The sequence below is a fragment of the Streptomyces sp. NPDC006294 genome, from assembly GCF_042870895.1.
Lineage (GTDB): Bacteria > Actinomycetota > Actinomycetes > Streptomycetales > Streptomycetaceae > Streptomyces.
In genome coordinates this window covers 49,708-69,586 of record NZ_JBIAHV010000008.1, presented here as the reverse complement: position 1 = coordinate 69,586, position 19,879 = coordinate 49,708, and the positions used below count along the sequence as shown (strand labels likewise).

General features: G+C 71.0%; 19 protein-coding genes. 7 read left to right on the top strand and 12 right to left on the bottom strand.

Annotated features, from left to right (window positions below; genetic code table 11):
- Nucleotides 1-56 precede the first annotated feature (56 nt).
- Nucleotides 57-956: an LLM class flavin-dependent oxidoreductase gene (locus tag ACFYOP_RS15720; RefSeq protein ID WP_356893871.1), complete on the top strand. Its 900-nt coding sequence runs from the start codon at nt 57-59 to the stop codon at nt 954-956.
- Nucleotides 957-974: 18 nt separating this feature from the next.
- On the opposite strand, the gene ACFYOP_RS15715 is transcribed toward ACFYOP_RS15720, so the two are convergent.
- The 3 genes from ACFYOP_RS15715 to ACFYOP_RS15705 form a co-directional block, all read right to left on the bottom strand.
- Nucleotides 975-1,556 (bottom strand): RNA 2'-phosphotransferase, encoded by a 582-nt coding sequence (locus tag ACFYOP_RS15715; protein ID WP_356893869.1) that lies wholly within the window; start codon nt 1,554-1,556, stop codon nt 975-977.
- Between the two features lie 128 nt (nt 1,557-1,684).
- Entirely contained in the window at nt 1,685-2,626 is a 942-nt protein-coding gene (locus ACFYOP_RS15710) for a MerR family transcriptional regulator (protein ID WP_356893867.1), read from the bottom strand.
- Nucleotides 2,627-2,675: 49 nt separating this feature from the next.
- Nucleotides 2,676-4,460 carry an SDR family oxidoreductase gene (locus tag ACFYOP_RS15705; RefSeq protein ID WP_356893865.1) on the bottom strand — a complete coding sequence of 595 codons (1,785 nt, stop codon included), beginning with the start codon at nt 4,458-4,460 and terminating at the stop codon, nt 2,676-2,678.
- Between the two features lie 264 nt (nt 4,461-4,724).
- Between ACFYOP_RS15705 and ACFYOP_RS15700 the strand changes: the two genes are divergently transcribed.
- The 5 genes from ACFYOP_RS15700 to ACFYOP_RS15680 all read left to right on the top strand — a co-directional run bounded on the left by ACFYOP_RS15700 (nt 4,725) and on the right by ACFYOP_RS15680 (nt 9,202).
- Nucleotides 4,725-5,687 (top strand): ABC transporter ATP-binding protein, encoded by a 963-nt coding sequence (locus ACFYOP_RS15700; RefSeq protein WP_356894080.1) that lies wholly within the window; start codon nt 4,725-4,727, stop codon nt 5,685-5,687.
- Complete coding sequence (locus ACFYOP_RS15695; RefSeq protein ID WP_356893863.1) at nt 5,684-6,595, top strand: ABC transporter permease; 912 nt, start codon at nt 5,684-5,686, stop codon at nt 6,593-6,595. Before ACFYOP_RS15700 ends, ACFYOP_RS15695 begins: the two co-directional genes overlap by 4 nt.
- On the top strand, nt 6,592-7,503 hold the full coding sequence (locus ACFYOP_RS15690) for an ABC transporter ATP-binding protein (RefSeq protein ID WP_356893861.1): 912 nt from the start codon (nt 6,592-6,594) through the stop codon (nt 7,501-7,503). The genes ACFYOP_RS15695 and ACFYOP_RS15690 overlap by 4 nt, the downstream gene beginning before the upstream one ends.
- A 17-nt stretch (nt 7,504-7,520) precedes the next feature.
- Nucleotides 7,521-8,240, top strand: coding sequence for an ABC transporter permease (locus tag ACFYOP_RS15685; protein ID WP_356893859.1), 720 nt, complete (start codon nt 7,521-7,523; stop codon nt 8,238-8,240).
- Between the two features lie 272 nt (nt 8,241-8,512).
- Nucleotides 8,513-9,202, top strand: a complete 690-nt coding sequence (locus tag ACFYOP_RS15680) for a hypothetical protein (protein ID WP_356893857.1) — start codon at nt 8,513-8,515, stop codon at nt 9,200-9,202.
- A 313-nt stretch (nt 9,203-9,515) separates the two neighbouring features.
- Here the strand turns inward: ACFYOP_RS15680 and ACFYOP_RS15675 are convergent, their stop codons facing one another.
- The 9 genes from ACFYOP_RS15675 to ACFYOP_RS15635 form a co-directional block, all read right to left on the bottom strand.
- Nucleotides 9,516-10,328, bottom strand: coding sequence for an HAD family hydrolase (locus ACFYOP_RS15675; RefSeq protein WP_356893855.1), 813 nt, complete (start codon nt 10,326-10,328; stop codon nt 9,516-9,518).
- Nucleotides 10,325-11,602, bottom strand: coding sequence for a serine--tRNA ligase (serS, locus tag ACFYOP_RS15670; RefSeq protein WP_356893853.1), 1,278 nt, complete (start codon nt 11,600-11,602; stop codon nt 10,325-10,327). The genes ACFYOP_RS15675 and serS overlap by 4 nt, the downstream gene beginning before the upstream one ends.
- Nucleotides 11,603-12,220: 618 nt before the next feature.
- Nucleotides 12,221-13,156 (bottom strand): prephenate dehydratase, encoded by a 936-nt coding sequence (gene pheA / locus ACFYOP_RS15665; protein ID WP_356893851.1) that lies wholly within the window; start codon nt 13,154-13,156, stop codon nt 12,221-12,223.
- 32 nt (nt 13,157-13,188) lie between these two features.
- Entirely contained in the window at nt 13,189-14,466 is a 1,278-nt protein-coding gene (gene efeB, locus ACFYOP_RS15660) for an iron uptake transporter deferrochelatase/peroxidase subunit (protein WP_356893849.1), read from the bottom strand.
- Nucleotides 14,467-14,481: 15 nt separating this feature from the next.
- Nucleotides 14,482-16,386 carry a copper resistance protein CopC gene (locus ACFYOP_RS15655; RefSeq protein WP_356893847.1) on the bottom strand — a complete coding sequence of 635 codons (1,905 nt, stop codon included), beginning with the start codon at nt 16,384-16,386 and terminating at the stop codon, nt 14,482-14,484.
- Between the two features lie 22 nt (nt 16,387-16,408).
- On the bottom strand, nt 16,409-16,903 hold the full coding sequence (locus ACFYOP_RS15650; protein ID WP_388451676.1) for a copper chaperone PCu(A)C: 495 nt from the start codon (nt 16,901-16,903) through the stop codon (nt 16,409-16,411).
- Nucleotides 16,858-17,559, bottom strand: coding sequence for an SCO family protein (locus ACFYOP_RS15645; RefSeq protein ID WP_356893843.1), 702 nt, complete (start codon nt 17,557-17,559; stop codon nt 16,858-16,860). Before ACFYOP_RS15645 ends, ACFYOP_RS15650 begins: the two co-directional genes overlap by 46 nt.
- Nucleotides 17,560-17,598: 39 nt before the next feature.
- Nucleotides 17,599-18,342 carry a YcnI family protein gene (locus ACFYOP_RS15640; RefSeq protein WP_356893841.1) on the bottom strand — a complete coding sequence of 248 codons (744 nt, stop codon included), beginning with the start codon at nt 18,340-18,342 and terminating at the stop codon, nt 17,599-17,601.
- Nucleotides 18,343-18,433: 91 nt separating this feature from the next.
- On the bottom strand, nt 18,434-19,216 hold the full coding sequence (locus tag ACFYOP_RS15635; protein ID WP_356893839.1) for a hypothetical protein: 783 nt from the start codon (nt 19,214-19,216) through the stop codon (nt 18,434-18,436).
- 192 nt (nt 19,217-19,408) lie between these two features.
- On the opposite strand from ACFYOP_RS15635, the gene ACFYOP_RS15630 reads away from it, so the two are divergent.
- Complete coding sequence (locus tag ACFYOP_RS15630; RefSeq protein WP_356893837.1) at nt 19,409-19,870, top strand: ATP-binding protein; 462 nt, start codon at nt 19,409-19,411, stop codon at nt 19,868-19,870.
- Nucleotides 19,871-19,879: the final 9 nt, after the last annotated feature.

Here is a 19,879-nt window from a genome sequence, read left to right as displayed (position 1 = left end):
AGGGCGCACATCTGAGTAGGTGCTCGGGAGCTGATCCGCCGCGTACGCTCGACGGCATGCGTCTGAGCACTGTGATACTTCCCGTCCGCCCCTGGCACAGCGGCGGCCGCGACGAGTGGGTGCGAGCCGAGCAGCTCGGCTTCCACACCGCGTACACGTACGACCACCTGTCGTGGCGGACCTTCCGCGACGGCCCCTGGTACGGCGCGGTTCCGACGCTCACGGCTGCCGCCGCGGCGACCGGGCGGCTGCGGCTCGGCACGCTGGTCACCTCGCCCAACTTCCGGCATCCGGTGACGCTGGCCAAGGATCTGATCTCGCTGGACGACGTCTCCGGCGGGCGGTTCACGCTGGGCATCGGCGCGGGCGGCACGGGTTTCGACGCCACCGCACTGGGTCAGGAGCCGTGGACGCCGCGGGAACGGGCGGACCGCCTCGCCGAGTTCGTGCCGCTGCTCGACCGGCTGCTGACCGAGGACTCCGTGACGCACGAGGGCACTTTTTACTCGGCGGTGGAGGCGCGGAACATCCCCGGGTGCGTGCAGCGGCCGCGGCTGCCGTTCGCCGTCGCCGCGACCGGCCCTCGCGGGCTGAAGCTCGCGGCGCGGTACGGGCAGGCGTGGGTGACCACCGGTGACCCGAAGCTGTTCGAGACGGGCACTGCCGAGCAGTCGCACGAGGCCCTGCGCGGGCAGATGGACAAGCTGGCCAAGGCGTGTGCCGACAGCGGCCGGAACGTGGCCGAACTCGACAAGGTGCTGCTCACCGGCTTCACGCCTGAGCGGGGCCGTCCGCTGGAGTCGCTGGACGCCTTCGTGGACTTCGCGGGCCGGCACTTCGACCTCGGGTTCACCGAGATCGTCGTCCACGCGCCGATCCCGGACTCGGATTTCGCCGCCGACCAGGCGGTCTTCGAGCGGATCGCGACCGAGGCCCTGGTTCAGCTGGGCGGCTGACGGCCGGCCGGGGGGCCCTCAGGGATGCCGGGCGTCCGGGAACCGGATGAACCGCGGCGGTACGGAGGTGGTGAGCCAGACGCCGTTGGCGCTCACCCGGAAGACGTGGCCCGCCCGGTGCAGTTCGCCCGCGTGCACGGACAGGACGACGGGGCGTCCGCGGCGGGCGCCGACGCGTGTCGCCGTCTCGCGGTCGGGTGACAGATGGACGTCGTGGCGGGCCATGCGGCGCAGGCCCTCGGAGCGGATGGCGTCGAGACTGCGTGCGACGGTCCCGTGGTACAGGTACTCGGGCGGCTCGGCGGGGGGCAGGCCGAGGTCGATGCCGACGGTGTGCCCCTGGTTGGCGCGGATGCGGGTGCCGTCGATCGTGAAACGCCGCTTGTCGTTGGCGGCCACGACGTGCTCCAGCTCGGAGCGGGTGAAGCGGAAGCCGTGCTCGGCCGCCGCACGCATCAGCGCGTCGATCTCCACCCAGCCGTTGGCGTCGAGGGTGACGCCGATGCGGTCGGGGCTGTGGCGCAGATGCTTGGAGAGGTACTTCGAGACCTTGACGGTGCGTCTCTCGTCGGGGGGTTGGTGGTCGGTCCTTGCGTTCATGCGGCCAGCGTGTCCGGCCGGACCTCTGCGACGCCACTCAAATAATTCTGTCCCGGATGTTTGATCCACAGTCAACTTCGGTTATCCACAGGAAAATTGACGCTTCTGTGGACAACGACCGTGTGAGATCAGCCCAATTGGTTAATTCGCCCCGGTTCATTGCGCTTTGTGGTCAGGGAGTCCAAAGCCCGGCTGTGCAGCTCTCGTTGGACCGCTGCGTGAACGAAGGCGGCGACGTTGTCCTCGCCAACGAGGCGTCCCACGGCCTCGGTCGTCTCCCGTGGCAGTGCCACCGCGACAGGCCCCTCCGCCACCTGCGCCCGCCCCTCCGGCAGGAGGTGCTGCTGCAGATGGCGGGTGGCGAACGTCCGCATGGCGCGTGCCAGTTCCGCGTCCACCGTCTGCTGCGCGAGGGGCCGCAGACGCCGCACGAGCGCCGCCGCCTCCGCCGCGTCGGCGTCGTCCGGAGGGCCGTTCTCCAGGAAGCGGGCGAACACATGCTCCGTCGTGAACTCCAGGAAGCGGGAGGCGATGTGCTCGACCTGCTGCCGAACCTCCCTGAGGTGCCCGGTGATCGCGCTCAGTGGAACACCGGCGGCATGCAACTCCCCTGCCGCCGCCAGCTCCTGGGGACTGGGCACCAGGAAGGTGTCCTCCTCCCCGGGAACGGGCTCCAGCACGCCGAGCTCCACCGCCTCCGCGACGGCGTCCTCGTCCCTCGCCCCGCCGAATCTGTGCTCCAACTCCCGCCGGGAGATCCGGTCGGCCTTCTCGTCGGTCCACGGGCCCTGCACCTCTGCGACCAGGCCGAGCACTCCGCCGAGCCCACGGCCCGTGTCCCAGGCCTCCAGAAGCTCCTTGATCGACGCGAGGGTGTAACCGCGGTCGAGCAGGTCCGCGATCTGCCGCAGCCGGGTGAGATGGGCGGTGCCGTACACGTTGGAACGTCCGCGCCGCTCGGGCCTGGGCAGCAGCCCGCGGTCCTGATAGGCGCGGATCGTACGGACCGTGGCGCCGCTGTGGTGCGCCAGGTCCTCGATCCGGTACTCGGCCGCCGGCTGCTCCGACACGTTCCCCTCCGCTCCTCTCCACTCCCTCAACGACGGTCGGCCGCAGGGCTCACAGCCTCGGCTCGATCCTGGCGAACGCCCGCAGCACGCCGGGAGCGAGGCGGGACAGGAGACGAGCGCCGTGTGACTCGGGGGTGACCGGCACGACCGCCTGGTTCCGTACGACTGCCCGCAGGATCGCCTCCGCGACCTTCTCCGGAGGGTAGTTGCGCAGGCCGTACAGCCGGGCCGTCTTCTTCTGGCGGCGCTTCTCCTCCATCTCGTCCACCCCGGCGAAGCGGGCGGTGGCGGTGATGTTGGTGTTGACGACGCCCGGGCAGATCGCGGTGACACCGATGTCCCGGCCGGCCAGTTCGGCGCGCAGGCATTCGCTGAGCATCAGCACCGCCGCCTTCGAGGTGCTGTACGCGGGCAGTGTCCGGGTCGGCAAATAGGCGGCGGCGGAAGCGACGTTGACGATGTGACCGCCCTGGCCGCGCCCGGCCATCAGGCTGCCGAAGATACGGCAGCCGTGGATCACGCCCCAGAGATTGACGTCCAGCACCTTCCGCCAGTCGTCGGACGTCGTGGCCAGGAACGGGCCGGAGAGACCGACGCCCGCGTTGTTGACGAGCACGTCGACGGTCCCGTGCTCGGTCGTGACCTTCTGCGCGAGCTTCTCCATGGCCTGCTCGTCGCTGACGTCCACCGTCTCCGCCCACGCTGCCGCGGCGCCGGCGACCCGCGCCGCGTCGGCCGTCCGCACGGCGCCCTGCGCGTCACGGTCGACGGCCACGACCCGGGCTCCCGCCTTCGCGAAGGCCAGCGCCGTGGCACGTCCGATGCCGCTCGCCGCACCGGTCACCAGGACGAGGCGGTCGCCGAACCGCTCGCCGTACGGCCCGTGTCGGGGCAGCGCCGCTGCCGAGCCGTCTGTCCGGCCGGCCCCCGCCTCCTGGGCGTCGACGAATCCCGATATCCACAGGGCGAGTTGGTCGGGCCGGGTACGCGGGACCCAGTGCTTGGCGTCCAGCGTGCGCCGGGTGAGCCGCGGCACCCAGGTGCCGAGGTCGTCGTAGAGCCGCTCGGAGAGGAACGCGTCGCCGGTCGGAGTGATCAGCTGGACCGGGACGTGGGCATGGGCGTCTGCACGGGGCCGGCGCAGCCGGGCCCTGACGTTGTCCCGGTAGAGCCAGGCGCCGCGGGCCGCGTCCCGCGGCAGGGAGGCCGTCGGGTAGTCACCGGCCGGAATCTTCTCGACCCGCTGCAGAATCCGCGGCCAGAGCTTGCCCAGCGGGCCGCGCCAGGCCAGCTCGGGGAGCACCGGCGTGTGGAGCAGGTACACGTACCAGGACTTGGCGCCCTGACCGGCCAACTGGCCCACCCTGCGCGGCGTGGGGCGGCTCGTCCGGCGCTTGATCCAGTGGCCGAAGTGGTCCAGGGACGGCCCCGACATGGAGGTGAAGGACGCGATACGGCCCTTGGTGCGTTCGACGGTGGCGAACTCCCAGCCCTGCACCGACCCCCAGTCGTGCCCCACCAGGTGCACGGGCCGGTCCGGGCTCACCGCGTCGGCGACGGCCAGGAAGTCGTCCGTCAGCTTCTCCAGCGTGAAACCTCCGCGCAGCGGCTTCGGCGCCGTGGAGCGGCCGTGGCCCCGGACGTCGTACAGCACGACGTGGAAGCGCTCGGCGAGGCGGGACGCGACCTCGGACCAGACCTCCTTGCTGTCCGGGTAGCCGTGGACCAGCATCACGGTCGGCCGCGCGGCGTCGCCCAGTTCGGCGACGCACAGCTCGATGCCGCCCGTGCGGACACGGCGCTCCCGCGCCCCCGACAGTCCTCGCACGCTCACCGGTTCATCCACCGTCCGTCCCCTGTGCGACACGATCCGTAAGCTGACACCGATGAATGTGACAATGTCCGGCGGCTGCGTCAAGGGGTGTGCACAACCCCGGCAGGCTGTGCACAAGCGGAATCCAGGTTGCCCACAGGCGGGCGCCTGCCGCGACTTCGGTGGGACAGCCCCTACGGGCCCGTACCTCTTGAGTCGGAGACGGATAGAGCCGCCAGGCTGACGTCAGCCCTGTCGCGCGCCACTACCTTCGAAAACGTGACTGTGATCGCGACCGAAAGCCTGAGCAAGCGGTTCCCCAGGGTGACCGCGCTTGACCGGCTCTCGTTGGACATCGGCCCCGGTGTGACCGGCCTGGTGGGCGCCAACGGAGCCGGCAAGTCCACGTTGATCAAGATTCTGCTGGGACTGTCCCCCGCCACGGAGGGCCGTGCCGCCGTGCTCGGCCTCGACGTCGCCACCCAGGGCGCCGAGATCCGTGAACGGGTGGGCTACATGCCCGAGCACGACTGCCTGCCGCCCGATGTGTCGGCCACCGAGTTCGTCGTCCACATGGCGCGCATGTCCGGCCTCCCGCCGACCGCCGCACGGGAACGGACCGCGGACACGCTGCGCCACGTCGGCCTCTACGAGGAGCGGTACCGCCTCATCGGCGGCTACTCGACCGGCATGAAACAGCGTGTCAAACTCGCCCAGGCGCTGGTCCACGACCCGCAGCTGGTCCTCCTGGACGAGCCGACCAACGGTCTCGACCCGGTGGGCCGCGACGAGATGCTCGGCCTGATCCGCCGCGTCCACACCGACTTCGGCATCTCGGTCCTGGTCACCTCCCACCTCCTCGGCGAACTCGAGCGCACCTGCGGCCACGTTGTCGTGGTCGACGGCGGGACGCTGCTGCGTTCCAGCTCCACCAAGGACTTCACCCAGACCACCACCACGCTCGCCGTCGAGGTCACCGACTCCGACACCCACCCCGACGGCACGGCCGCGCTCCGTGCGGCCCTCGCCGCCGCCGGGGTCCAGATCCACGAGCGCACCGAGGACGGTCTGCCCGGCGCCGGCCACATCCTGCTGCTGGAGGCGACCGGCGAGGAGACGTACGACCTCGTGCGGGACGCCGTCGCCGACCTCGGCATCGGCCTCGTACGGATGGAACAGCGACGCCACCACATCGCGGAAGTCTTCCGCCCCGAGGCCGCCCGGACCATGGAGGCGCAGGCCCGATGAGTACACCCACGCACGGCGGCCAGGGCGCCCCCGGGACGACGCGGATCCACAACATCGGGTACCGCCACTACGACGGGCCCCGCCTCGGCCGCGCCTACGCGCGCCGCTCCCTCTACTCGCAGTCGCTGCGCGGCGCCTTCGGACTCGGCCGCTCGGCCAAGTCCAAGGTGCTGCCGATGATCCTGCTCGGCATCATGTGCCTGGTCGCGGCGATCATCGTGGCCGTGGCGGTCGCCACGCCCAACATGACCGACCTGCCGCTGCAGTACACGCGGTACGCGATCGTCATGCAGGCGCTGATCGCCCTGTTCCTGGCGGCGCAGGCACCGCAGTCGGTCTCGCGGGACCTTCGCTTCAAATCCGTGCCGCTGTACTTCTCGCGGCCGATCGAACGCGCCGACTACGTCCTGGCCAAGCTCGCGGCCATGGCGTCGGCCGTCTTCCTGCTGACGGCGACACCGCTGGTGATCCTCTACCTCGGCGCGATGCTGGCGGAGTTCGACTTCGCCGACCAGACGAAGGGGTTCGCACAGGGCATGGTGTCGGTGGCGCTGCTGTCCGTCCTCTTCGGCGGGATCGGTCTCGTCCTCGCCGCGTTCACACCGCGTCGCGGCTTCGGCGTCGCCGCGGTCATCGCGACCATGACCATCACCTACGGCGCGGTCTCCACCGTCCAGGCCATCGCCTGGGAGACCGGCTCGGCCGGCGCCATCCAGTGGCTGGGCCTGTTCTCATCGGTCACGCTCATCGACGGGGTGCAGACCGCCTTCCTCGGCGCCACCTCGGCCTTCCCCGGCGGCGAGGGCCCCGGCGCGGGTGTCGGCGTGGTCTATCTGCTCGTCGTCCTCGCGCTCGTCGCCGGCTCGTACGGCGTCCTCATGCGCCGCTACCGAAAGGTCGGGCTGTGACCACGATCAGCATTGACAACACGTCACGGTGGTTCGGCAACGTCGTCGCCGTCAACGACGTGACGATGACCGTCGGCCCCGGCGTGACCGGGCTCCTCGGCCCCAACGGCGCCGGAAAGTCGACCCTCATCAACATGATGGGCGGCTTCCTCGCCCCCTCCAACGGCACCGTCACCCTCGACGGGGCGCCGATCTGGCGGAACGAGTCGGTCTACCGGCAGATCGGCGTCGTCCCGGAGCGGGAGGCGATGTACGACTTCCTCACCGGCCGCGAGTTCGTCGTCGCCAACGCCGAACTGCACGGCCTGAGCGCCAAGGAGGCGCAGAAGGCGCTCGCCACCGTCGAGATGGAGTATGCGCAGGACCGCAAGATCTCGACGTACAGCAAGGGCATGCGCCAGCGCGTGAAGATGGCGTCCGCCCTGGTGCACGAGCCGTCGGTGCTGCTGCTCGACGAGCCGTTCAACGGCATGGACCCGCGGCAGCGGATGCAGCTGATGGAGCTGCTGCGGCGGATGGGCGCCGAAGGCCGGACGGTCCTGTTCTCCTCCCACATCCTGGAGGAGGTGGAGCAGCTCGCCTCGCACATCGAGGTGATCGTCGCCGGACGCCACGCGGCCAGCGGTGACTTCCGCCGTATCCGCCGGCTGATGACGGACCGCCCGCACCGCTACCTCGTACGGTCCAGCGACGACCGGGCGCTCGCCGCGGCCCTGATCGCCGACCCGTCGACCGCCGGGATCGAGGTCGACCTGGCGGAGGGGGCGCTGCGCATCCAGGCCGTCGACTTCGGCCGGTTCACCGAGCTGCTGCCGAAGGTCGCCCGCGAGCACTCCATCCGGCTGCTCACGGTCTCGCCCTCCGACGAGTCCCTCGAGTCGGTCTTCTCCTACCTCGTAGCGGCCTGAAAGGAGCTGTGACGATCATGTACGACCCCACAGTCGCCCGGCTCACCTATCGGGCCGTCCTCGGCAGGCGCCGCGCCGCGGTCCTGTTCGTGCTGCCCGGCCTGCTGCTGCTGATCGCGGCCGCCGTACGCGGCTTCAACGGCGCGGACGACCAGGTCGCCGCCGACGTCCTCGGCGGGTTCGCCATCGCCACGATGGTGCCGCTGATCGGTGTCATCGCGGGCACCGGCTCCATCGGCCCGGAGATCGACGACGGCTCGATCGTCTATCTGCTGGCCAAGCCGGTGAAGCGGCCGACGATCATCTTCACCAAGCTGATCGTCGCGATCGCCGTGACGATGGCCTTCTCCGCGGTGCCCACCTTCATCGCCGGCCTCATCCTGAACGGCAACGGCCAGCAGATCGCCATCGCCTACACGGTGGCGGCGCTCGTCGCGTCGATCGCCTACAGCGCGCTGTTCCTGCTGCTCGGCACGGTCAGCAGGCACGCCGTCGTCATCGGGCTCGTCTACGCCCTGGTGTGGGAGACGCTCTTCGGCAGCCTCGTGCCCGGCGCCCGCACCCTGAGCGTCCAGCAGTGGTCCCTGGCGCTCGCCGAGAAGATCGGCGGCGAGGGCCTGATCGGCTCGGACGTGGGCCTCCCGACCGCCGTCGCCCTGCTGGCGGGCGTCACGGTGGCCGCGACCTGGTACGCGGGCCAGAAGCTGCGGGTCCTCAAGCTCGCCGGCGAGGAGTGATCCGGGAGTCCGCTCTCCGCCTCGGCCCCTGCCCTGCCCGGCGGGGGCCGAGGCGTATCGCGTAACTGTACGTTTATCGGCTCGTTGGCCACGGTGCGTGGAGGCAACTGGGGTTCGTAGCGTCGAGGGTTCGTGAAGTCGGGGATTGCCGGTGCCGGCGGAGAGCACATCGTCCGGGCCGGTCATTGAGTGAGTCGCACCGTAAGCCGATCTCCACCCCTGTGCCCGGGGAGAGGGCCGTTCCCGTCGGTTCACGAACGGAAGGCATCCTCATGCCATCGGAGATCGCCCTGCTCGAGTCGCGCGCGATGCGCGTCGAGCACGTGGGGCGGGTCGAAGCGCTCGACAAGGTGAAGGCGCTCGCCCTGCTTCCTGATTCCATGCACGTATCCACAGAGGGGGTCGCGGGGTACTTCGAAGTATCCACAGCCGTCATCAGGCAGTTGACGTCGCGGCATCGTGAGGAGCTCACTCAGAACGGAATGCAGATCCTGCGGGGATCTGACCTGCGCGAATATCAGAGTGACAACATGTCACTCTCATCCGGGCGTGGCGGAAGTTATCCACAGCGCCGTTCCAGTCTCACCCTCTTCACCCGCCGGGCCGTGCTCAACGTCGCCATGCTGCTGCGCGACAGCGACATCGCCCGCCGGGTGCGCAGCTACCTCCTCGACGCCGAACACGGCTGGCGCGAGGGTTACGCGTCGCTCGACCGGCGGGTCACGAACGTCGAGAGCTGCCTCGCAGGGGTCGGTTCGGCGCTCCAGGAGCTCGGGCCGGTGCTGAACCGGATGTCGCAGCGGCTCGACAGCCTCGACCAGCGGTTGGACGCCACCACCCGGGTCGTCGCGGCGATGAGCAACCGGCTGTGCGAGCTGTCCGACGACATGGTCCGGATGGACGCCAGGATGGACGACTTCGCCCGTCAGCTCAGGGACCTGAGGCGGCGACGCCGCAGGTAGAGACCGAAGCGTGGCCGAAGCGAGGCCGCAGGTGAGGCCTTGGACGGGGGCCCGAAATTCGGTGGCGCCGAGATTCTGCCGCGAGGAGAGTTGAGGAGCACACCGACCGGGAGAGGAGCGCGATGACGACCAGGGGTTCGAGTCCCGGTCCCTCGTGCTCCCTTCGGGGCGGCGTCCGGCAGGCGGCGGAGTAGTCATCGCACTCCGCAGGACCGCCGGGTGGCCGCCCGGGGGCGGCCGCTTCGAGCGCGCGTCAGCGCGGGCCGCCCCCTCCCGGTGCGCGGCGGCGAAGGCCGCCGGCGACCGGGCCGGGTCAGCCGGCGAGCAGGTGTTCCAGGACCACCGCGATGCCGTCGTCGTCGTTCGACGCGGTGATCTCGTGGGCCACGGCCTTCAGTTCGTCGTGCGCGTTCGCCATCGCCACGCCGTGCGCGGCCCAGCCGAACATCGGGATGTCGTTGGGCATGTCGCCGAACGCGATCGTGTCGGACGCCCGAAGCCCCAGCCGCCGGGCGGCCAGCGACAGTCCCGTGGCCTTGCTCAGACCCAGCGGCAGGATCTCCACGACGCCCGCGCCCGCCATGACCACGTCCACCAGACTGCCGACCGTCGCCCTGGCCGCCTTCGCCAGTTCGTCGTCGCCGAGTGTCGGGTGCTGGATGTAGACCTTGTTGAGCGGGGCCGACCACAGGTCGGCCGGGTCCTGCATCGGCACGTACGGCAGCGGGCCTTCCTGCACCCGGTAGCCGGGGCCGATGATCACGTCGCCCTCGAGTCCGTCGCGGCTCGCGGCGAGCAGCAGCGGGCCCACCTCCGCCTCGATCTTGGAGAGCGCGAGGCCCGCGAGCTGCCGGTCGAGCGTCACGGAGGTCAGCAGGCGGTGCTCACCCGCGTGGTAGACCTGCGCCCCCTGCCCGCAGACCGCCAGACCGTCGTACCCCAGGTCGTCCAGGATGTGCCGGGTCCACGGCACCGCCCGCCCGGTGACGACGATGTGCGCCGCGCCCGCCGCGGTGACCGCGGCGAGCGCATCGCGTGTGCGCTCCGAGACCGTGTCGTCGGTGCGCAGGAGCGTTCCGTCGAGATCGGTGGCGACGAGCCGGTACGGGAAGGGGGCGGTGCTCACTTGGAGATCGGCTCCAGCACTTCACGACCGCCCAGGTAGGGGCGGAGCATCTCGGGAACCCGCACCGAGCCGTCGGCCAGCTGGTGGTTCTCCAGGATGGCCACGATGGTGCGCGGCACGGCGCACAGGGTGCCGTTCAGCGTCGCCAGCGGCTGCACCTTCTTGCCGTCGCGCATCCGCACGGACAGGCGGCGCGCCTGGAAGCTGTCGCAGTTGGACGCGGAGGTCAGCTCGCGGTACTTGCCCTGGGTCGGGATCCACGCCTCGCAGTCGAACTTCCGCGAGGCCGAGGAGCCCAGGTCGGCCGTCGCCACGTCGATCACCTGGAACGGCAGCTCCAGGGCGGTCAGCCACTGCTTCTCCCAGTCCAGCAGCCGCTTGTGCTCGGCCTCCGCGTCCTCCGGCGCGACGTACGAGAACATCTCGACCTTGTCGAACTGGTGGACCCGGAAGATGCCGCGGGTGTCCTTGCCGTACGTGCCGGCCTCGCGGCGGAAGCAGGGCGAGAAGCCCGCGTACCGCAGCGGCAGCTTGTCCGCCTCCAGGATCTCGTCCATGTGGTACGCGGCGAGCGGGACCTCGGAGGTGCCGACCAGGTAGTAGTCGTCCTTCTCCAGGTGGTACACGTTCTCCGCGGCCTGGCCGAGGAAGCCGGTGCCCTCCATGGCCCGCGGGCGGACGAGCGCGGGCGTCAGCATCGGGATGAAGCCGGCCTCCGTGGCCTGCGCGATGGCCGCGTTGACGAGGGCGAGCTCCAGGAGCGCGCCGACGCCGGTGAGGTAGTAGAAGCGTGAGCCGGACACCTTCGCGCCGCGCTCGACGTCGATGGCGCCGAGCGCCTCGCCGAGCTCCAGGTGGTCCTTGGGCGTGAAGCCCTCCGCGCCGAAGTCGCGGATCGCGCCGTGCGTCTCGAGGACGACGAAGTCCTCCTCGCCGCCGACCGGGACGTCCTCGTGCACGATGTTGCCCAGCTGGAGCAGCAGTCGGCGGGTCTCTTCGTCCGCCTCGTTCTGCTCGGCCTCCGCCGCCTTGACGTCGGTCTTCAGCTGCTCGGCCTTCTTGAGCAGCTCGGCCCGCTCGTCCGGCGTTGCCTTGCGGATCAGGTTCCCGAGCGACTTCTGCTCGGAGCGCAGCTCGTCGAAGCGGAGGCCCGAGGACCTTCGCCGCTCGTCGGCGGAGAGCAGGGCGTCGACGAGGTCGACGTCCTCTCCACGGGCGCGCTGGGATGCGCGAACACGGTCTGGGTCCTCACGAAGCAGGCGAAGGTCAATCACCCCACCAGGCTACCGGTGCCGACTCCATTTCCGCTTGCACGTTACTTCGTACCAATTGCCGTGATTGGTGCAATTGGTGGCGGTGGTGGAGGCGGCGGTAAACCTTCGTCCCGCAGTGTCGAACAATCGGTCCGCTTTCGCCAAAAAGGGGCGGGCGCGGGCCGTCTCCCCCTGGTGCGGGGGCCGTGTGCGGCGGGGCTGCGGACGGGTTGTCCACAGGGGTGGGCCGTTCCGGAAGGTTATCCACAGCCTGTGTGGGGGATCTGTGGATTCCGGGAGTGATCACTCAGGAAGTCGCTCCCGAGCTGGCGAATTCCCGTATCAAACCGGGCTCACGCACTCATTCGAGTGGGAATTTCTCGTCCAAAGAGTTGATCAATGGAATGGGGTGGACGAGTCCGGCCCGGTGCCCTGTGGATGGAAGGGGTGCAGGTGAGGCGATTTGTCGACCCTGTGGCGTTCTGTTGTCGACTTGTCCCCAGGTCGAGAAGCGCGCCTGTGGACAACTCTGTGGACAAGCAGAACTCGCAGGCTGCCGGCCGCCGCTGTCGAGTCAGGCACGGCTGCCGACGTCCCGGGCCCGCCGGGGTCGCCTCAGGCGCCGCCGGACGGCTCGTCTCAGGGGCGGCCGTCCTGGCAGCGCGCCAGCCAGTCCGACGCGGCCGTGAACTCCGGGTCCGACGTGCCCGCACGCAGCGGTCGCACATCCTCCACCGCGACACCGGCCCGAGGGTACGAACCGAGGAAGCGCACGTTCGGGCAGATGCGCTTCAGACCCATCAGCGCCTCGCCCACCCGCCGGTCCGCGATGTGCCCCTCGGCGTCGACGGCGAAGCAGTAGTTGCCGATACCGGCCCCCGTCGGCCGGGACTGGATGAGCATCAGGTTGACCCCGCGCACGGCGAACTCCTGCAGCAGCTCCAGCAGCGCGCCCGGGTGGTCCTCGCCCATCCAGATGACGACGGACGTCTTGTCCGCCCCGGTCGGCGCCGCGGGCCTCGCGGGGCGGCCCACCAGGACGAAGCGCGTCTCCGCGTTCTCCGCGTCGTGGATCTCGGTGACCAGCGGCACCAGCCCGTAGGTGGCCCCGGCGAACTCGCCCGCGAAGGCCGCGTCGAAGCGCCCTTCCTGTACCTGCCTGGCCCCGTCGGCGTTCGAGGCGGCCGACTCCCACACGGCGTCCGGCAGGTTGTTGCGCAGCCAGTTCCGCACCTGCGGCTGGGCGACCGGATGGCCGGTCACCGTCTTCACCTCGGAGAGCTTGGTACCGGGGCGCACGAGCAGCGCGAAGGCGATGGGAAGCAGCACCTCGCGGTAGATCATCAGCGGCTTGCCGGACGCCAGCTCGTCGAGTGTGGCGGTGACGCCGCCCTCCACCGAGTTCTCGATCGGTACCAGGGCGGCCGCGGCCTCGCCGGCCCGTACGGCGTCGAGCGCCGCCGGTACGGAGACCATCGGGACGAGTTCCCGGGTCGCGGCTTCCGGGAGCGTGCGCAGGGCGGCTTCGGTGAAGGTGCCCTCGGGACCGAGATAGGTGAAGCGCGTGGCCGACATACCGTCACCCTAATGGGCCCGGGAGGCGCCCATCAGGATTCCAGCAGACGCTGTCCCACGTACTCGCCCTCGGCGGGTCCGCCCGGCACGGCGAAGAGCCCGCTCGCCTCGTGCCGGATGAACGGGGAGAGGGCGTCCCCCCGGTCCAGCTTCCGCTGCACGGGTACGAAACCGCGCAGCGGATCGGCCTGCCAGCAGACGAACAGGAGGCCGGCGTCAGGGGTGCCGTCGGGGCCGATCCCGTCGTGGAAGGAGAAGGGACGCCGCAGCATCGCGGCGCCGCCGTTCTGCTCGGGGGCCGAGATGCGCGCGTGCGCGTTCTCGGGGATGACGAGCTTCCCGTCCGGGCCGGTCGCGTCCAGCGCGAGCTCGGTCGTCTCGGTGCCGCCGGTCAGCGGGGCGCCGTCGGACTTCCGCCGGCCGATGACCTGCTCCTGCTTGTGCAGGGAGAGCTCCTCCCAGTCGTCGAGCAGCATCCGGATGCGGCGCACGACCGCGTAGGAGCCGCCCTCGAGCCAGGAGTGCTCACCACCGGACGGTACGAAGACGCGCTGGTCGAAGTCGGGTTCCGACGGCTTCGGATTGCCGGTGCCGTCGATCTGGCCCATCAGGTTCCGCGCGGTCATCGGCTGGGCGGTGGCCCCCGGTGAGCGGTTGAAGCCGTTCATCTGCCAGCGCACCCCGGCCGCCTCGCCCGCCGCCTTCTGGATCGCCCGCAGCGCGTGGAAGGCGACGAGCGCGTCGTTCGCGCCGATCTGCACCCACAGGTCGCCGTTGGAACGCCTGGCGTCCAGGTGGTCGGAGGAGAACGACGGCAGCGGGTCCAGGCCGCCGGGCCGCTGCGCCACCAGGGACGTGCGGTCGAAGAAGGAGCGGCCGAAACCGAACGTGACGGTCAGCGACGAGGGCCCGGCGTCGAGCGCCACGCCCGTGTCCGCGCCGCCCGCCGGCCGGCCCGCCATCAGCTCACCCGCCAGCACCGACCAGCGCCGCATCAGTGCCGCCGCTTCCTTGCGTCCGGCGCCGGGGGCGAGGTCGAAGGCGACGAGATGGCCGTGCGCCTGCTGCGGCTCCGTGATGCCGGCCTGGTGCGGGCGGTCGTGGAACGCGATGCCGGTGGATCCGACGATCGCCAGAGCCGTCGGGCTCTTCTCCGTCACCGCGTAGGCCGCGGCGCCGCCCCCGGCCCCGAGCAGGAGACCGGTCGCGCCGGCGGCGCCCGCGGTGCCGAGCAGCCGTCGCCTGGAGATGCCGTCGTCGGGTGCGTCGGGTGCGTCGGGTGCGTCGTCCGCGGAGGTCACAGGTGTCACGGGTGTCACGGTGGGTCAGCCGATCTTGATGTTCTCGTCGATGGTCGTCTGGTCGATGTCGGAGGTCCGTACGGTCACCTTGACCTGCCAGTCGCCCGGCATCGGGATCTGGACGGCGCTCGCGCTCCAGTGTCCCGCGCTGACGCGGTCGGGGGTGATGGGCAGCGGGCCGATCTGCTTCGCCTTCAGGGTGAAGGAGACCTTCACCTCGGGGGCGTCCAGCGGCTTGCCGTCCGGTGAAAGGGCCCACAGGTGCATGTCGTTGCCGCCGGACAGTGCCGGGTCGAGGCTGAGCCGTACCGTGCCCTTGCCGTTCTCGCCGCCGGTGTCGAACGGCATCTCGAGCTCCACCGGCCCGGCCTGCTGCGCGGCGGGCCGGGAGTCACCGGCCTTGGCGGCCTGTTCCTCCGTACGGCCCGGCTCTGTGGAGGTGAGCACGGTCGTCACGGCCAGCAGGACCACGGCGACAGCGGTCTCCGCCAGCACGGAACGCCGCAGTCCGGAACGCTCGCTGTCCGCGTCCCGGTTCCGCTTCCGTTCGGCGGTGGCCACGGCGGCCTGCTGCCGGGCGAGTTGGGCGGCGCGCTTCGGGTCGGCCTCCGCGGCCGCACCGGAATCGGCGACCGCCTCCTCGCATTCCTCAGGGACGGCCTCCGCGGCCTCCGTGACCTCGGCGAGCCGCCCCGTCCAGCGCCGCGAGATCCAGGCCGTGCCGAGCATGACCCCGACCAGACCCACCTTGATCAGCAGCAGTTGCCCGAACCAGGTGCCGGTCAGCGCCGACCAGGAGCCGACCTGTCGCCATGACTGGTAGAGCCCGGTCGCGGCGAGCACGACCACGCTGGCGAAGGCGGCGGTGGAGAACCGCCGTACCGCCCGGCGTTCGATCGCCGGCGACCGGTAGAGGGCGGTCAGCAGGGTGGCGAGACCGCCGAGCCAGACCGCGACGGCCAGCAGGTGCAGGACGTCGACGGGCATCGCGACGGCCGGCTGGACGCCGGTCGAGGCGTGCTCGGACAGCGCCCAGGTCGCGGCGATCCCGGCGGCGACCACCGTGCCGCCGACGGCCAGCCCGAAGGTCAGGTCCTTCTTCTCGTCCGAGTCCTCTCGCCTCGCGTACGTACCGAAGAGGACGGCCACGAACAGTGCGGCCGCGCCGAGCAGCAGCAGCCGGGAGACGAGCGCCGCGCCCGTCTTCGTCGCGAGCACGGGCGCCAGCGCGCCCAGGTCGAGCACGTCCGCGAGGTCGCCGGAGCCGGTGTAGGGGCCGCGCAGGAGAAGCAGCGCGAGGGTGGCCGCGGTCATGGCCGCCCAGCCCTGGACGACGAGGCGCTGCACCGGCCGCACCGCGGCGCCCCGCTGCCAGCACAGCAGGACGAAGGCCGCGCCGCCGACGAGCAGGACGAAGCCGCCGTACGAGACGTAGCGCCCGACGTCGTAGAGGAATCCGACGAGTCCGCCGCCGGCCTCCTCGTCCGGCAGCGTGACCGTCGTCTGCGAGGGCGCGCCGATGGCGAAGGTGAAGGCTCCGGAGACGGGGTGGCTGTCCGCGGAGACGGCCTGCCAGGCGACGGTGTAGGTGCCGTCGGGCAGGCCGGGGTGCAGTGCGACGCCGTAGGTGACGGCGCCCCCGGCGCCGAGGTCGCGGACCTCGGCGGTGTCGGCCCGTTTGCCGCTCGGTTCGAGGACCCGGATCGAGTCGTCGCCCATGGCGATCTCTTCGGAGAAGGTGAGCGTGACCTCCTTGGGCGCGGTGGCGACCACCGCCCCGTCCTTCGGATTGCTCCCGGTGAGCACGGCGTGCGCCGACGCGGGGGTCGCGCCGGCCAGCAGCGCGCCGAGGAGCGTGCCGGCCAGCACGAGCACGGCGAGCAGCACCCGGGCCGGGGAGCGGCCGAGGCGCGGGGCGGTGGCTGTCATCGGAGGACCAGTCCCTCGGTGCTCACTGCTTCTGCGGGTTGTGGGTGGTCTCCTTCACGGGGAGCTCGACCTTGATCGGATCCGACTTCTCGAAGTGCAGCTCGATGGAGACCGTGTCGCCCTGCTTCGGCCGCTGCTTGAGCGCCATGAACATGATGTGGCTGCCACCGCGTTCGAGGTCGAGCTCGCCGCCGGCCGGGATGTCGAAGGACTTCACCTCCCGCATCTTCTGGTTCTCCGTCTCGTGGATCGTGACTTCGTCGGACAGCGTGCTGGTGATCGAGGTGAGTCTGTCCTCGCCGTCGCCGTCGTTCTCGACGGTGAGGAATCCGGCCGCCATGTCACCGACGGGCTGGGGCATGAAGGCGCCGCTGACCTTCAACTCGGGCCCGCCGTCGGCCGAGCAGCCCGCCAGCACCAGCCCGGCGGCGAGCGCGGCCGCGGCGACGGCGGCGAACGGAGTGCGGCGGGTCACGGCTTCTCGCCCTTGATCAGCTTCGGCAGGTCCGCGGCCCATTCGTCGGCCGTGGTGTCCTCGCCGTACAGGACGTAGCCCTCGTCGGTCTTCGGGGAGAAGGCGACGACCTGGGCGCCGTGCATGGACACGACGGTGCCGTCCTCGTCCTTCGTCGGAGCGTCGATTCCGATGCCGATCTGCCGTGCCCCGGCCTGGATGGTCGCGAAGTCGCCGGTCAGCCCGACGAACGACGGGTCGCCCGCGCTGGGCAGCCACTTGCCGAGCTCGGCGGCGGTGTCCCGCTCGGGGTCGGTGGTGACGAAGACGACCTGGAGCTTGTCCTGGTCGGCCTTCGGCAGCTGCTTCTCGGCGATGGCGAGGTTGCTCATCGTCAGGGGGCAGACGTCGGGGCAGTGCGTGTAGCCGAAGTAGATCAGCGTGGGCCTGCCCTTCGTCTCCTCCCGCAGGTCGTACTTCTTGCCGCTGGTGTCGGTCAGCACCAGGTTCGGCTTGGTGAACGGCCGGCTGAGTACGGTCGCGGGCTTGTTCTTCGCCTCGGCGGAGACCTGACTGACGGGACTGCCGGTGCCGGCGCCGCTGTTCTGCGATACGGCGACACCCGCCGCGACGGCGAAGACGGCCGTGACGGCGACCGCCGCGATCAGTGGCGCTCGCCGGCTGCGGCGGGGCTCCGCGTCGCTCTTGGGGCTGTGCATGGGTTTCTCTTTCGCAAGCGGGTTCGGTACGGACCGGGGTCAGGCGGAGCGGCGGCGGCCGGCGAGGACGCCGAAGGCCACGCCCGCGGCACCGACGAGAATGCCGACCACACCAAGGATGCGGGCTGTCGAGTCACTGCCGGTGCCGGAGGCCCCCGGCCGGGACTTCGGCTCCTCCTGGTGGCCGGACGCCTTGGCGTCGTCCTTGGCGGCGGCGCCGGTCGCGGCCGCGCCGTGGTGGTCGTCGGCTGCGGCCGACAGCTTGAGGACCGGAGCGGGCGCCTCGGGCTCCTCGCCGCCCTCGGCAGGCTCCTCGATCCAGCGGACGACCTCCTTGTTGTCGTACGTCTGGATGGCCTTGAGGACGAGCTGGTCGGCGTCCTCGGGCAGTCGGCCCAACGAGAGCGGGAACTGCTGGAACTGGCCCGGTCCGATCTTGGCGCCGTCGGCGGTCCAGGTGACCTTGGTGACCGCCTCGGTGATCTTCTTGCCGTGCACCTCGAGCGGCTTGTCCAGCTTCGTCTTGTCGACCTCGGCCTTCCAGCCGGGCACCGGCTGCGGCATCACGGACGACAGAGGGTGCTCCACGGGGAAGTTGATCTCGACCTTGACGGTCGAGGCGTTGTCGCGCTCGTTGGGCACCTTGACGTTGACGACGGCGTAGCCGCCCTTGGCGGCCTCGCCCTCCGGCTGGACGCCGACGTGCGCGAACGCCGCGCCGGAGAACATCAGTACCGAGGCGGCGGCGACGGCGGACGCGGCGGCGATACGGGAAACGTTCATGACAGAAAGCTCCACGGTGAGAGGTTTGTGGTGTGCCTCGCCGCACAGGGTGCGCGGGCACGGCGGCGCCACTCCCTCCGAGCGGGCCGCGTCAGGCGCTGAGGACGAATACGGGCGGCGGCCCGCGCCTGATCACCGTGTGCTGAAGTTCCCGGCCCGCACGGAGCGGGACGGGCCCGTCCGCGGCCGGTGCGGGGCACGGCCCGGTTCCGGGCGCCGCCCGGAGCCCGCTGCGCAGCGCGCGTACGAGGGCGAGGGCCGCGCGCAGCGGGCGCAGCCACACCGACTGGACGCCCTCGTGGGCCGATTCGGCCGACAGCCGGATCAGCCGCAGCAGCGCGGCGTCGCCGCGGCGCAGCACCAGGCCGGTCGCGATCGCGGCCAGCAGGTGCCCGAGCACCATGGGCAGGGTCGGCAGCAGTTCCGGAGCGGACAGGGCTCCCGCGGTGTGCGGGTGCCCCGTGTGCCCGTCCGGGGCGATGCCCGCCAGGGTGACGATGCGGCGGGCGTCGGCGGCGCTCATGGCGGAGGCGCCCGCTCCGCACACCAGCTTCGCGGCCATCCGCACCAGGGTTTCGTCGGCCGTCGGCGCGACCCGCAGCGGAGTCTGGCCGGCGGCGAAGAGAGTGTGCAGACCCAGCTGTCCGGCGGTGAGCACCCCGGCGATGGCGGGCAGCGAACGCTGCCTGCCCGCGAGGGGCGTGACCAGGGCGAAGACCCCGGCAAAGCCCAGGACCAGGGTCCACAGCGGGACGGCCCGGCAGGCGGCCAGCACATGTCCCGTCCCGGACAGCGCGACGCAGACCGCGGTGAACACCGCGGCCCTCAGCAGCCGCAGACCGGTTCCGGCGCGTGCGTGGCGTGGGGACGACATGGCCGGGCCATCATCGCACTGCGGTGCCGGCGCCCGTACGGCAGGTCCGGAAGATCCCCTTTGCCGACATACACCGGCGGGCGGGAAACGCGCATCCGCCGAACGAGGGCCGTCACCGCGACGATGCGCTTACCGAGCGTGCCGGAGGGCAATACGTATCGGTATGTCGAGCCGTGGCCAGGAGGCTGGAGCATGAGCATCTGGTGGTCCCTCCATCTGCGGCGCGAGGCTGCGAGCGTGCCGCTCGCCCGGCGGCTGCTGCTCGGCGCCATGGAGACCGCGGGTGTCGATCCGGACATCTCCTACGACCTGTCGGTCGCGCTGACCGAGGCGTGTGCGAACGCCGTGGAGCACGGCGGCGACCGTGACACCGACGAGGCGTCCAGGGCGTATCGCGTGACCGCCTACCTGGACGGCGAGAAGTGCCGTATCGAGGTGGCCGATTCGGGTCCGGGCTTTCCCGCGAGCCGCGGCGCCCTGTGCGGGCGCACCGCCGCCGTGTCCCCGGCCACCGCGGAGAGCGGCCGGGGGCTGTGTCTGATCGAGCAGCTCGCCGACCACGTCCACGTCCGCAACAGGCCGGGCCGCGGCGCCGTGGTGAGCTTCGACAAGGTCCTCAAATGGCGGGAGGGCGCGCTGCTCGACGTGTCGTGAGCGGCGCAC

What these genes read in the sequence shown, in the direction of transcription:
- ACFYOP_RS15655 (WP_356893847.1), bottom strand. Translation starts at nt 16,386, where the DNA reads ATGACAGCCACCGCCCCGCGCCTCGGCCGCTCCCCGGCCCGGGTGCTG.
- ACFYOP_RS15645 (WP_356893843.1), bottom strand. Translation starts at nt 17,559, where the DNA reads ATGCACAGCCCCAAGAGCGACGCGGAGCCCCGCCGCAGCCGGCGAGCG.
- ACFYOP_RS15650 (WP_388451676.1), bottom strand. Translation starts at nt 16,903, where the DNA reads ATGGGCCGCGGACCTGCCGAAGCTGATCAAGGGCGAGAAGCCGTGACC.
- ACFYOP_RS15640 (WP_356893841.1), bottom strand. Translation starts at nt 18,342, where the DNA reads ATGAACGTTTCCCGTATCGCCGCCGCGTCCGCCGTCGCCGCCGCCTCG.
- ACFYOP_RS15635 (WP_356893839.1), bottom strand. Translation starts at nt 19,216, where the DNA reads ATGTCGTCCCCACGCCACGCACGCGCCGGAACCGGTCTGCGGCTGCTG.
- ACFYOP_RS15685 (WP_356893859.1), top strand. Translation starts at nt 7,521, where the DNA reads ATGTACGACCCCACAGTCGCCCGGCTCACCTATCGGGCCGTCCTCGGC.
- ACFYOP_RS15630 (WP_356893837.1), top strand. Translation starts at nt 19,409, where the DNA reads ATGAGCATCTGGTGGTCCCTCCATCTGCGGCGCGAGGCTGCGAGCGTG.
- ACFYOP_RS15680 (WP_356893857.1), top strand. Translation starts at nt 8,513, where the DNA reads ATGCCATCGGAGATCGCCCTGCTCGAGTCGCGCGCGATGCGCGTCGAG.
- ACFYOP_RS15695 (WP_356893863.1), top strand. Translation starts at nt 5,684, where the DNA reads ATGAGTACACCCACGCACGGCGGCCAGGGCGCCCCCGGGACGACGCGG.
- ACFYOP_RS15720 (WP_356893871.1), top strand. Translation starts at nt 57, where the DNA reads ATGCGTCTGAGCACTGTGATACTTCCCGTCCGCCCCTGGCACAGCGGC.
- pheA (WP_356893851.1), bottom strand. Translation starts at nt 13,156, where the DNA reads ATGTCGGCCACGCGCTTCACCTATCTCGGTCCCGAGGGCACCTTCACC.
- ACFYOP_RS15715 (WP_356893869.1), bottom strand. Translation starts at nt 1,556, where the DNA reads ATGAACGCAAGGACCGACCACCAACCCCCCGACGAGAGACGCACCGTC.